Here is a 12,366-nt window from a genome sequence, read left to right as displayed (position 1 = left end):
ACTTTTCATCAGCATCAATCATGGATCTGGATTCCTTTTACAGAAGAAATCTGATCAATTGCCTTTCGGGCTACAAGAGCCTCAACCTGATTGCAACTAAAAATAAAGAGGGAGTTACTAACGTAGCTCCTTTTTCTCAAGTTTTTCATATCGGCGCGGCCCCTCCTTTGGTGGGGATTCTCTTCAGACCTCATACGGTCAAGCGGGACACGCTGGAAAATATTTTAGACACCCATTGCTTTACCCTCAATCACGTAACGCCTTCCTTATATCAGCAAGCCCACTGGGCAGCGGCCAACTGGGAGGGAAGTGAATTTGTAGGCGCTGGATTAGAGGAGGAATACAAAGATGGATTTGATGCTCCCTTCGTGAAGGGAAGTCCAGTTCAGTTGGGCTGTACTTTGGTGGAAACACAAACGCTGCAAGTCAATCAGACCGTTCTCATGATTGCCAATATAGATCATGTCTATGTAGAGGAGGCGGGCCTGAGAGCAGATGGTTCCCTGGATCTGAATCTATTGGAAACCGTCACTGTAAGTGGATTGGATGAATACCATCTCGGCAAGAAACTGGCTAGATTAGCTTACCCGAAGCCGGGAATTCAGCCTGTTGAGATTTGAATGGATAGATCACGGAAGCAGGCTGAGACCGATTCAAGTTTTTTTTGTGATTAGCCTGAATTAAATTCAAAACCTAGGCCTATAGCATCCTAGTGGTTCGAAACTGCTGAATTTTAAAAATCCAAATACGTCTATTACAAATTTGCAACTCCTAGAACTCACCGACTCCGGGCTTTTTTGTCCTCCTGCAAACGTTTTTATTGACCCTTGGAGACCTGTAGATCGGGCAGTAATCACCCATGCACACTCTGATCATGCTCGATGGGGGATGAAGCATTACATGGCTCACCGAGACTCGGCAGAGGTGATGAAGCTTCGTCTCGGAACTGAAATCAGTCTTCATACGCTGGAATATCAAGAGCAGCTTGCAATTAATGGGGTGAAAATCAGTCTTCATCCTGCTGGGCATATTCCGGGTTCGTCCCAGGTAAGACTGGAATATCAGGGAAAAGTCGCTGTGGTCAGCGGGGACTACAAAGTCGAAAATGACGGACTTTCTACCCCATTCGAACCTGTCAGATGCCACGAGTTTGTTTCCGAATGCACTTTTGGGCTACCGATTTACAAGTGGGAATCTCAGGCAGAAATCTTCACTCAGATCAACTCCTGGTGGAAGGAAAATGCCTCTGAAGGGCGGAATTCAGTGCTTTTTGCCTATTCTCTGGGAAAGGCCCAACGAATCCTTCAAAATCTCAATCTGGAAATCGGTGAAGTTTTTGTCCATGGTGCAATCTGGAATACCAATCAAGCCCTGATTGCCAATGGGATTCCACTTTGGGATGTACCCAAAGTGACTCAGGATATCCCTAAGAATCGGTTCAAGGGAGCTTTGATTATTGCTCCTCCTTCAGCTATGGGCACTCCGTGGATGAGACGATTTTCCCCATACCGCACGGGAATCTGTTCCGGTTGGATGGCTGTCCGGGGTACTCGAAGGAGGAGAGCAGCAGATCGGGGATTTGTGCTTTCGGACCATGCGGATTGGGAGGGCTTGATTTCTGCTATTTCCGCTATCGAGGCGGAAAAAGTCTACCTCACGCATGGAAGTACGGCCGCTTTCGGAAGATTTCTTCAAGAAGAAAAGGGAATTGATGCGGTAGAGTTGCAGACGCTTTTTGGGGCAGAGGAAGTGGAATAGGGAAGAGTATCCGGTACTGGATGTTGGATGACCAATGGTAGGATTATTTGGAAAGGTTCCCAGATTTGTTTCAGTGCTCCTTCTTGGGCGGTACAAGACATAGAAGGAACAAAGTTGATCAGGATTGAAAAATGGAAAGATTGCAAAATTGATGATCCACTGATACCTTGGGAGTGGATTCAACTCTCCTTCTTATGTCCAAATTTTTGATGTTCATTTCCCTAAGCCTATTTTTAGCTTCCTGCCAAAATTCTCCTACAAACAAAGCTGAAAATTCTATCCATTCAGTCACGAGCCCCATTTCGATTGACTCTATGGGCCTGACGCTGATTCATGAACACATGCTGGTGGACTTTATCGGGGCAGATTCGATCAATTCAGATCGCTGGAATCGAGATTCGGTGACAGCCAAAGTGCTTCCTTACCTGATGGAGGTGAAAAAGCATGGAGTTCGGACCATCTTGGATTGCACACCCAGCTATTTGGCTAAAGATCCCTTGCTTCTGAAAGCTCTCAGCGAAAAGTCCGGTATTCAGATTCTGACCAATACCGGATTTTATGGTGCTGTGGGAGGGAAATACCTTCCCGACTTTGTCCAAACAGAAACAGCTGAGCAACTTGCTGAGCGATGGATAGCCGAATTTGAAAATGGAATTGAGGGAACGGGGATCAAACCGGGTTTTATCAAGATTTCAGTGAATGAGGCAGATCCGCTTTCGGCAATCGATCAAAAGCTCGTGCGAGCCGCAGCCATCACCCACCTAAACACCGGTTTGACCATCGCCTCCCATACCGGAACTTGGAATACCGCCATTCAAGAAGTCCGGATTCTTCAGGAAATGGGAGTGAAGCCTTCCGAATTTGTCTGGGTGCATGCCCAGGCTGAGGAAGATTTTGAAAACTATCGAAAGGCTGCCGAATTGGGCGTTTGGATTAGCCTTGATGGGATAGGTTGGGCCATTGATCCCTATGTGGACCGTCTTGTTTTTGCCAAGGAAAATGGAATTCTCGGAAATGTCCTGATTTCCCATGATGCAGGATGGTATGATCCCGCCAAACCAGGTGGGGGAGATTTTCAGCCGTTTACCAACATTTTTGAAAAGCTGATTCCGATCCTCACAGAAAAAGGGTTTTCCGATCAGGACTGGAATCAGCTTTTGGTGAAAAACCCGAAAAAGGCTTTCGCTTTGGGTAGGTAAACCTTACTTCTTTCCAATGCCAAAGCGGATTTTGTAGGAAGCATGGACATACCACCTGAGGTATTCATCAAATCCAGTAGCGGCAAGACTGACTGCATTCCTCACATTTGGATTTTTGGTCTTCCATTCTGCTTCTAATTCCGCAAAAATTCCAATTCGCTGATAACTGTCTGTAAAGCTGGCTAAGTTGGGTCCATCTTCAGGATTAAAAAAATTGATATTGGCTATATACCCTTCCCCACCTAATTGGAGCGTTGGGCCAAGGGCAAAAGAAAGGTTGAACTCAGAGGGCCGCTGAATTAAGCGGTATTTGAAAGATGGATTAATAAAAAATCCTGAAGAGTGATTTCGGTTTTTCTGACCAGGTGCAAAGTTGTCATTTTCAAAACTCCCGATTGATTGGTAAAAAAGAAGGCCTGCATTGAGAGAAGTCCTTTTTCCCAATCGATAGTTGAGTTCATTGCTGAAATTCAGGCCATAAAGCATGTTGTTCGGGTCATGAGAGCCTCCTGCTCCGACGGTGTATTGGAGCTTTGGCCGGTCCTGTGCCTGGACTAGGCATTGAGAAGATGAGAAGAAAATGAGGAGCAGGATAAGTTGATTTGCTTTCATAAGGTTTGGGATTAAAAGTTGTCGTGCCAAACATCCAAAAGAATATTTCAAGTAAAAAATAGAGTATAGTTATTTTAACTAAATAAATGTTAAGAAGGAAATCTTGGAATTTTGAGCTGAAAGCAAGAAAGAACATCTCCTGTTGTCCAAATTTTCTTTGCCGAATTTTAGTAAGCGGTCTCCCCTGATTACCTTTGCGCATGGCAGAACAAATCCTGATCCTAGATTTTGGATCTCAATACACCCAGCTGATTGCACGAAGAGTCCGAGAGCTCAACGTTTATTGTGAAATTCACCCTTACAACAAAGTCCCGGAGATCACTTCTGATATCAGAGGGATCATCCTTTCCGGTTCACCTTGCTCAGTGAGAGACCAAGGAGCTCCAGATGTAAATACCGAAGCCTTCCGGGGTAAACTTCCTGTCTTGGGAGTTTGCTATGGCGCCCAGCTTTTAGCCAGCAAATATGGGGGAGAAGTTCTGCCATCTACCATTCGGGAATATGGACGTGCCAATCTGGACCATATTGACCTTCATCATGATTTGCTAAAGGAAATGACCCATGGTTCGCAGGTGTGGATGTCACATGGAGATACCATTAAGGAGCTTCCATCTGGGTTTGAAGTAATTGCCAGCACTTCCTCCGTTCGTGTGGCTGCTTTCAAAGTGGAAGGCGAAAAGACTTATGGAATACAATTCCATCCGGAAGTGACCCATTCTTTGGAAGGGAAAAACCTATTGAGAAATTTTGTGGTAGGGATTTGCGGTTGTTCTCAGGATTGGACCTCAGACACCTTCATCGATGCTACTGTTTCCGAGCTAAAAGCAAAAATCGGTACTGATAAAGTGGTCATGGGGCTCTCTGGAGGTGTGGATTCTTCTGTAGCCGCTACCTTGATCCACCGGGCGATAGGAGATCAGCTGACCTGCGTGTTTGTGGATAACGGACTGCTTCGTAAAAATGAGTTTGAAGAAGTACTGGACTCCTACAAGCATATGGGATTGAATGTCATCGGAGTCGATTCCAAGCAGCGTTTTTATGATGCTTTGGCTGGCTTGACCGATCCGGAGGCAAAGCGGAAAGCGATTGGCCGGGTGTTCATCGAAGTTTTTGATGACGAGGCGCATAAAATTGACGGTGTCAAATGGCTCGGACAAGGAACGATCTATCCCGATGTAATTGAATCGGTATCTGTCAAAGGCCCATCTGCCACCATCAAATCTCACCATAATGTGGGTGGATTACCCGATTTTATGAAGTTGTCTGTGGTGGAGCCATTGAATACCCTTTTCAAAGACGAGGTACGTGAAGTGGGTCGAGCTTTGGAAATTCCGGAAACCATCATCGGACGGCACCCTTTCCCGGGACCTGGTTTGGCCATCCGAATTTTGGGAGATATCACCGAAGAAAAAGTGAAAACCCTTCAGGAAGTGGATCATATTTTCATCCAAGGATTGAAAAACCATGGGCTTTACGATCAGGTATGGCAAGCAGGTGCTATTCTGCTTCCGATTCAGTCGGTGGGAGTGATGGGAGATGAAAGGACTTACGAGCGGGTAGTGGCACTGAGAGCTGTCGGCTCAGTGGATGGAATGACTGCAGATTGGATTCATTTGCCCTATGATTTCCTTGGGAAAATGTCAAATGAAATCATCAATAGAGTCAAGGGAGTCAACCGGGTAGTTTATGATATTTCTTCCAAGCCGCCGGCAACGATCGAGTGGGAATAAATAAAAAAAGTTAAAACCCGAGGGCCCTCCCCCGGGTTTCTCCTTTCTAAGGCATTGCGGTCCGGTCTTTGGGAATGGAAATAATGCCTTAAATTTGAATTTCCTGAAAATTCATCCTTTAGTTAAGATCCAATGCAGAGATACCTTTCTTTATTCCTTGTATTTTTTGTGTTTCAAACCGGTTTTTCTCAGGGCCTTCCTGAAAACTATCAGAAAGCCAAATCAGCCCTGGCCAATGAAGACTATTGGTCTTCTATAAATGGGTTTAAGGAGTATTTGGATGCAGGGAAATTTGGAAATTTAGCCAATTACGCGGCTTTTCACAGTGCAGAGGCCTATTTGAAAGTGAATCAACCCGCTCAGGCTATCGAAGTTCTTCGGCCGGTCTATTCCAGAAACTGGAGCAAGTCAGATGAGATGAAATACCTTCTGGCTTTGGGTTACTTCCAAAATGGGCAGACTTTGGACGGCATGCGGATGGTCCAGCAGATCAAAAGTGAGGAAATCATGACCAAAGCTCAGTATGCTGTTTTTGAATTTCTGGTTCAGGCCTCTCCGACCTTTTTGGTCACAAATCTTCAGGAGTTTAAATCCAACCCGGGGTACACGTCTGCTATGGCTTTTGTGCTTCAGCAGAAGGAAATCATGACGGCAGGAGAGCGTGAAGCGCTCAAGATAGTCGGGCAGAGTAACTCTAAAGTGGGAGCAAAGCAGGATGAAGTTTTGGATATTGTGGTCATTTTGCCCTTTACCACAGGAAATACTTCGATTTCTTCTATATCTTCTAACGACTTCATTTTTGAGCTTTATCAAGGGATATTGGCAGGAGTAAATCAATTGAAATCAGAAGGTGTGCCTGTTCAAATGCAAACTTTTGATTCCAAGCGGGATTTAAAATACATAGGAAATTTGCTCAAGGACCCAGCGTTGGAAAATGCAGACGTGATTATCGGTCCGATTTACCCTGATGAGACGGATTTAGTGAGTCAGTATGCAGAGTCAGAGAAGATCCCATTTATCCATCCACTTTCCAATCTTGGAGACCGGTTTGAGCAGCTTAAGTACAGTTATTTGTTCAGACCTTCGGTTCAGGCTCTTTCTGAGGGAATCTTAGCCGCAATGAAGAAAGAAAATTGGGGCAAAAGGGTGGCAATTGGTTATAGCACGGCTTCCCGAGATCAGGCACTAGCTTCTTTGCTAAAAGATAAACTTAGTAGGGAAGGGTATGATTTGCTTAATTTTCAGGAAGTCGACCGGCGAAATGTAATTGAGTTTTTCAATGATTTGGGGATTCGAGGTCGAGGTGACTCTGTGCTCCGAGCAGATCAGGTAATTTTGTTGGGAGATGATCCTGCTATTGCCCAGCCTGTATTTGCTTTGTTTGAATCGGTGACCATTTCTGTACCCACTTTGGTTATGGATTCTTGGGTTTCTTTCAATTTTGCCAACTTTGAAATGATCGAATTTCCCAATCTGTATTTTATTTACAACAACACTCCAAACTTCGGTACGGAAGCCATGAATGCTTTCCGGGACAGGTTTTATTCCAAAAATCTGGCCCTGCCCAGTTTGAACGCTATTCTAGGCTCCGAATTAATTTTCTGGATCAAATCCAATTTCTCGGAATTCTCGGATTTGAGAAGAGGGCTTGATTCAAAAAGCTATCAACCTGGGAAATTGACCCATGGATTCAACTTCCAAAACAGCAATTCCAATCAATTTTCCCCTATTCTGAAGCTGGAAAACGGGGAACTCATTCCATTAAACTAAACCATGCAAATTTCTGAAAGCAAGCGGCTCTTTGCCCATGCCCAAAATTTCATTCCCGGTGGAGTCAACTCCCCTGTTCGAGCTTTTAGAGCAGTTGGAGGTGACCCCATATTTATCAAAAAAGCCGACGGGGCCTACATCTTTGACGAAGATGGCAATGCCTACATCGAAATGATCAATAGCTGGGGGCCGATGATTCTTGGCCATAATCACCCCATGATCAAGGAGGCGGTCATTAAAGCGATGGAAAACGGGACTTCCTTTGGAGCTCCTACAGCGAGGGAGGTAGAAATTGCAGAATTGATCGTGAAGATGGTCCCTTCTGTGGAAAAAGTCCGAATGGTCAATTCCGGTACCGAAGCGACCATGTCCGCCATCCGTGTGGCCCGTGGCTATACAGGAAGGGATAAATTTATCAAAATGGAAGGCCACTATCACGGACATGGGGATTCTTTCTTAATCTCTGCAGGCTCAGGAGCAATCACCATGGGAAATCCGGATTCTCCGGGGGTGACAGTAGGCACGGCAAAGGACACCCTCCTGGCTCCCTACAATGACCTGCATGCTGTTGAAAACTTGGTTCAGGCAAATAAAGGAGAGATTGCCGCCTTGATTATTGAACCTGTTCCAGGAAATATGGGCTTGACGTTGCCTTTGCCGGGGTATTTGGAAGGGTTAAGAGAAATCTGCACCCGAGAGGGTATCGTTCTGATTTTTGATGAGGTGATGACCGGTTTTCGCTTGGCAAAAGGCGGTGCTCAGGAGCTTTTTGGAGTGACTCCCGACATGACTACCTTAGGCAAAATCATAGGAGGAGGGATGCCGGTAGGTGCCTATGGAGGGAAAAAAGAGATTATGGAGTTTGTGTCTCCTGCAGGACCAGTGTACCAAGCCGGTACCTTGTCGGGAAACCCTATCGCCATGGCAGCTGGATTGGCTATGCTTAGGCATTTGGACACCCATCCTGAAGTCTACGCTTCTTTGAATCAAATCGGAAGAAAAATCACAGAAGGGATCGTCAAGATCAATCTAGATCTTAATCTCAACTACACGGTGAATCATATCGGCAGCATGTATTCCCTGTTTTTTACCGATTCTCCGGTTGTGGATTTTGAATCAGCAAAAAAATCAGATACTGCATTATTTGGCACTTATTTTCAGGCCATGCTAAAAAGAGGGGTTTATTTGGCGCCCAGTCAGTTTGAAAGCTTGTTTCTTTCCACCGCACTTACTGACGGATTGATTGAGGTTGTTTTGTCTGCGCACAAAGAAAGTATGAAAGAAATTCTAGGTTAAATAATTTGAAAATGTCAATTAGAGTATACGGTATCAAAAACTGCAATACCATGAAAAAGGTCTTCAACTTCTTGGAAGAAAATGGAGTGTCCTTTGAATTTGTCGATTACAAAAAGCAAAAGCCAACGATAGAGCTTTTGAAGTCTTTTTTACAAAAAGTGAGCTTAAGCACTTTGGTCAATAAGCAAGGAACTACCTACCGCAAGATGGATGAAAATCAGAAGGCTGCCTTGGAAGAAGAAGAGACGGCGCTTCCGATTTTGGTGGAGCACCCTAGTATGATCAAGAGGCCGATAATTGATGCTTCCGGTATGGACTTGCTCGTTGGCTTGGACCTCCAAAAATTTCAAAAGCTTTTTTCCTAAAACCAGAACTTTACTGATTTAGTAAAGTTCCATTTCTCGAATAAGGTTTCCTCACCTCTCTATCCCTATTTTAGGGAGTCAATCGGAAAGGAAATCAAATCCAACCCATCCCATAGATCATACCTATGGGATTTTTTTTTCAAAGGGGTTTTTCGATTTCATTCAAAAAGGGGGTTAACGCCCTGTTTTCCATTCAATTCAGTTTTTATAGGACTTAAATATGAGTGAAAATACCCAATGTTAAGTTTATAAGAATAGGGAAATTACTTATTGCATCAACTATCCTCAAAGACTAGATTTGTTTCGAAATACAAAAATAAGGTATTGAAAAGCGAATTAAAGTATGTGATTTCAAAACGGGATCAGTATAAGTGAAAATAAAGCCTATTCCCGCAGATCAATCAAATAGCCGATAGAACCAATTTTAAACTATTTATTCAATCAATTAACTTCAAAAAAACCATGAAAAAGTCAATTTTATTCTTAGGTGCTTTTGCATTTGCAGCATCAGTATCTTTTGCCCAAACTCCAACTGGTCAAAACAACTCTTCCACTACAGATCAGACTGGAAACAATAACACTGCAACAGTAACCCAATTTGGAAACGACAACGGGTCTTCCCTAATTCAGGATGGAAATAGAAACATGGGTACTGTTTTGCAAGGAGGTTTTGGAGGAGGAAGTATTCAATCCAACAATGCTACGGCTTTTATGACCCAAATCGGCAATGACAACACCGCCTCAATCAGCCAAAGACAGGGATTTTCCTCAGGTACTTTTGCAAGTAATCACGAGATTTTTCAAGATGGAAAAGAAAATCTTGCTACCCTTACCACTTTCAATGGAGGAAATGAGGGATATGTGGTCCAGGAAGGAAATCGTAACGAAGCTCTCGGTCGTCAATCCCAATCCGGTCATACACTTTATATTGATCAAATCGGTAATGATAATATGGCAGAAGTCGACCAATTGGGAGCGAGCAATAATTTTGCAGACATTATTCAGGTAGGAAACAGAAATGATGCAAAAACTTGGCAAAGAGGAGACTCAAATACTGCTGTTGTTTATCAGTTCGGTAACGAGAATGTGGCAACAGATATTACTCAAAACGGTGATCTAAATTCGATTGGTGTCCTTCAGGATGGAAATGGAAACGTATCCTCCATTACTCAATCAGGAGATTTGAATGTTGGTTTAGTTGACATTTTGGGTAATGGCAATTCAACTATCCTTAATCAAACGGGAAATGGTAATTTCTCCTTACAGTTTGTAACAGGAAACAACAATATGTCTACTGTAATCCAGAATTAATTTCATTCAAATTACAACTAATCAGCCGGATTCGTCCGGCTGTTTCTTTTTATGAAAACGTCAATCTTGGTTTTAATTTCCGTTTTCATGGGTCTTCACACCCATGGCCATGAGAATACAGCCATCTCCATTCAAACTGGAAATCAAAACTCAACTTTTCAAATACAGACTGGATATCAAAATCAATCGGAGACCTCTTTTACAGGCGATGAGAATACCGTGGTTTTGGTTCAGCGAGGTGAGTTCAATGAGTCTTTCCAATTACAGACGGGTGATAATAACCGAGCGGTGGTAAGGCAAGTTGGCTCTGAGGTTATTCTGACCTTCACTTCGGGAAATTTTTCAGAAATTTCTCAATTTGGAACCGAAAACTTCGCTCATTCGTACCAAATAGGTAACAGAAATGGTTCGAGCGTTACTCAACGATAAGCTTTAAAAAATTTAGATCATGAAACTCAATTGTTTGACTTTGGCCTTTTTTGCAAGTTTTTTGATTCCATTTAGCCTCATGGGGCAGGAGTTGGAAAGCGAAAGAAATCTTAGGCTGGTGACTAACCAAATCATTTCCACCAATGGTGTGATTACCGGAAATGAAGCATTGGTAAGGCAAATCGGTGATAATAATGATTCACGTGTATTCCAACAAGGACAAAATATGGCCTCAATCACTCAGGAAGGCTTGCAAAATACAGGATATGTAGAGCAGGTGGGATCGCAAAATCAAGCCAGTCTCAGACAAACGGGTACCTGGAATGAAGTCAGCCTATGGGCTATAGGTCAGAATATTTCCATCAATTCCACTCAGGAAGGTAGAGGCAATGTGATCAATGCCTATCTGGAATACGCTGGCGTTTCGGGTAGATCTGCAAATTTGGTTCAATTGGGCAATGGGAATAGGATTGACATTGCTTTATTGGGAAATGGTTTTGTTTCTTCGGGACCTCAGTCGGCTGAGGTAAGGCAGGTCGGTAATCAGCACACACTAGAAGCATTTATTGACCCATTTAGCGGTCCGATTTCTGTAACTCAAAACCCTGGAGTAAATGGAGCGGGGATGAGTCTGTCAATTTCTACTTCTGCTTTCAATTTTCCTTTGAGAAGATAGTTGATTGTTTTCAAAGATTTTCATTTATTGGGAATGTGAAATGTGTAGTATACCTGTGGTAAGTAAAGTTTTCAATTTCTTGGTTTTTATAATTTTTATCGGATTCGTAAATCTTTCCTTTGCGCAATCCCAATCTACAAATCAATCTACCCAAGGAGATACCACCCGAACTGTCAGATCGGATACGCCGGATTTTCTAAAAACCCTGGTCGAAGAGGTCAAAAGTCAAGTAAGCAGTAAGAAGTCTTCAGATGTAGTTTTGGAAATAGACGGATTGCTTATTGATGATACAAAAACCAAAGGTGGGAGGGATTTTTACGATCTCTTCTTTAGGGATTGGGTTGCTCCTCCCCAAGCAAAAAACTATTCAATATTTATCGTCGAAAAGCCCTTTCGACTCAACCAAACGACTATTGAGATCTCAATAAACGAGATTTTGATCTTTCAGGCATTTCTTCAACCTAGAACAGATTATATCGAAGAGTTGGCTCTTCAATCCATAGGCATCACACAGCAATACCTTGTGCAATACGAGCAGCTGGTCAGAGAGTTGGATGGAGAGGAGCGCAGAGGTACAGGAATATTTTAATCCAATCTTATGAAAAGAGTCATTTTGCTATTTGTATTTGGTTTCCTTTTGATGGGAACAGCAGAGGTTTTTGGACAACGTTTTGTTTATACTCCAAAGAACCCAGCTTTTGGAGGAAACACTTTCAATTATCAATGGATGTTGAGTTCTGCTCAGGCTCAGGATACTTTTGAAGATCCTAGGTCAGCAGGGAGAGATCAGTTTGGAAGGGGAAGGGACCCTTTTTCAGATTTTTCAGAGAGTCTGAATAGGCAGATCTTGAGTAGGCTTTCCCGGGAGATTCTGGAAAGACAATTTGGCGAGGAATCCTTGGAGGCTGGAACTTACAATCTCGGTGATTATCAGATTGATATTCGGAATTCAGGTTCTGGATTGGTAGTTACCATAGTGGATAATGTCACCGGAGCCACTTCTACCATCGAAGTTCCATTCTTTTAATTTTTCCTAATGACGAAAAAAATGCCGTGTTCAACTTATAAGTGCAACACCTAATTTTTGTTTGAGTTTTTGTATTGGACTAAGGTAATTAAACTTTCTAACGGGTCTGTTATTGATTTTAGCTTCGATTGCTTGTATTTGTTCTGTTGAGATTTCAATGAGGTCAGTTTTTTTAGGTAAGAAAGCTCTAATC

At 43.2% G+C, this 12,366-nt stretch carries 13 protein-coding genes and 1 pseudogene; 12 read left to right on the top strand and 2 right to left on the bottom strand.

The features are described from left to right. Positions 1–20 precede the first annotated feature (20 nt). The 3 genes from AAA943_RS20900 to AAA943_RS20890 all read left to right on the top strand — a co-directional run bounded on the left by AAA943_RS20900 (position 21) and on the right by AAA943_RS20890 (position 2,957). Complete coding sequence (locus AAA943_RS20900; RefSeq protein WP_338226336.1) at positions 21–620, top strand: flavin reductase family protein; 600 nt, start codon at positions 21–23, stop codon at positions 618–620. 142 nt (positions 621–762) lie between these two features. Beyond that, a complete protein-coding gene (locus tag AAA943_RS20895) occupies positions 763–1,758 on the top strand; it encodes a ligase-associated DNA damage response exonuclease (protein ID WP_338226335.1) in 996 nt (331 codons plus the stop codon). Between the two features lie 194 nt (positions 1,759–1,952). Continuing rightward, positions 1,953–2,957: a phosphotriesterase family protein gene (locus AAA943_RS20890; protein ID WP_338226334.1), complete on the top strand. Its 1,005-nt coding sequence runs from the start codon at positions 1,953–1,955 to the stop codon at positions 2,955–2,957. A 3-nt stretch (positions 2,958–2,960) separates the two neighbouring features. Here AAA943_RS20890 and AAA943_RS20885 read toward each other — a convergent pair whose 3' ends face one another. Further along, on the bottom strand, positions 2,961–3,569 hold the full coding sequence (locus AAA943_RS20885; protein ID WP_338226333.1) for a hypothetical protein: 609 nt from the start codon (positions 3,567–3,569) through the stop codon (positions 2,961–2,963). Between the two features lie 200 nt (positions 3,570–3,769). Between AAA943_RS20885 and guaA the strand changes: the two genes are divergently transcribed. The 9 genes from guaA to AAA943_RS20840 all read left to right on the top strand — a co-directional run bounded on the left by guaA (position 3,770) and on the right by AAA943_RS20840 (position 12,173). After that, a complete protein-coding gene (guaA, locus tag AAA943_RS20880; RefSeq protein WP_338226332.1) occupies positions 3,770–5,299 on the top strand; it encodes a glutamine-hydrolyzing GMP synthase in 1,530 nt (509 codons plus the stop codon). Positions 5,300–5,431: 132 nt separating this feature from the next. Then, positions 5,432–7,069, top strand: a complete 1,638-nt coding sequence (locus AAA943_RS20875; protein WP_338226331.1) for a hypothetical protein — start codon at positions 5,432–5,434, stop codon at positions 7,067–7,069. A 3-nt stretch (positions 7,070–7,072) separates the two neighbouring features. Next, on the top strand, positions 7,073–8,365 hold the full coding sequence (gene hemL, locus AAA943_RS20870) for a glutamate-1-semialdehyde 2,1-aminomutase (protein ID WP_338226330.1): 1,293 nt from the start codon (positions 7,073–7,075) through the stop codon (positions 8,363–8,365). A gap of 11 nt (positions 8,366–8,376) precedes the next feature. Further along, positions 8,377–8,730 (top strand): Spx/MgsR family RNA polymerase-binding regulatory protein, encoded by a 354-nt coding sequence (locus AAA943_RS20865; RefSeq protein WP_338226329.1) that lies wholly within the window; start codon positions 8,377–8,379, stop codon positions 8,728–8,730. A gap of 462 nt (positions 8,731–9,192) precedes the next feature. Then, on the top strand, positions 9,193–10,041 hold the full coding sequence (locus AAA943_RS20860; RefSeq protein WP_338226327.1) for a hypothetical protein: 849 nt from the start codon (positions 9,193–9,195) through the stop codon (positions 10,039–10,041). A 51-nt stretch (positions 10,042–10,092) separates the two neighbouring features. Further along, positions 10,093–10,470 carry a hypothetical protein gene (locus AAA943_RS20855; protein WP_338226326.1) on the top strand — a complete coding sequence of 126 codons (378 nt, stop codon included), beginning with the start codon at positions 10,093–10,095 and terminating at the stop codon, positions 10,468–10,470. Positions 10,471–10,489: 19 nt separating this feature from the next. Continuing rightward, positions 10,490–11,146 (top strand): hypothetical protein, encoded by a 657-nt coding sequence (locus tag AAA943_RS20850; protein ID WP_338226324.1) that lies wholly within the window; start codon positions 10,490–10,492, stop codon positions 11,144–11,146. Between the two features lie 79 nt (positions 11,147–11,225). Beyond that, the gene (locus AAA943_RS20845; RefSeq protein WP_338226323.1) at positions 11,226–11,735 is read left to right on the top strand and encodes a CsgE family curli-type amyloid fiber assembly protein; all 510 of its coding nucleotides are present in this window, start codon (positions 11,226–11,228) and stop codon (positions 11,733–11,735) included. A 9-nt stretch (positions 11,736–11,744) separates the two neighbouring features. After that, positions 11,745–12,173, top strand: coding sequence for a curli production assembly/transport component CsgF (locus tag AAA943_RS20840; RefSeq protein WP_338226322.1), 429 nt, complete (start codon positions 11,745–11,747; stop codon positions 12,171–12,173). Positions 12,174–12,203: 30 nt separating this feature from the next. Here AAA943_RS20840 and AAA943_RS21950 read toward each other — a convergent pair. Further along, positions 12,204–12,366: pseudogene (locus AAA943_RS21950) on the bottom strand (IS30 family transposase); the annotation flags it as partial.

Origin of the sequence: Algoriphagus confluentis, assembly GCF_036245625.1 — a bacterium.
GTDB classification, from domain to species: domain Bacteria; phylum Bacteroidota; class Bacteroidia; order Cytophagales; family Cyclobacteriaceae; genus Algoriphagus; species Algoriphagus confluentis.
This window is presented reverse-complemented; position numbering and strand designations above follow the sequence as displayed.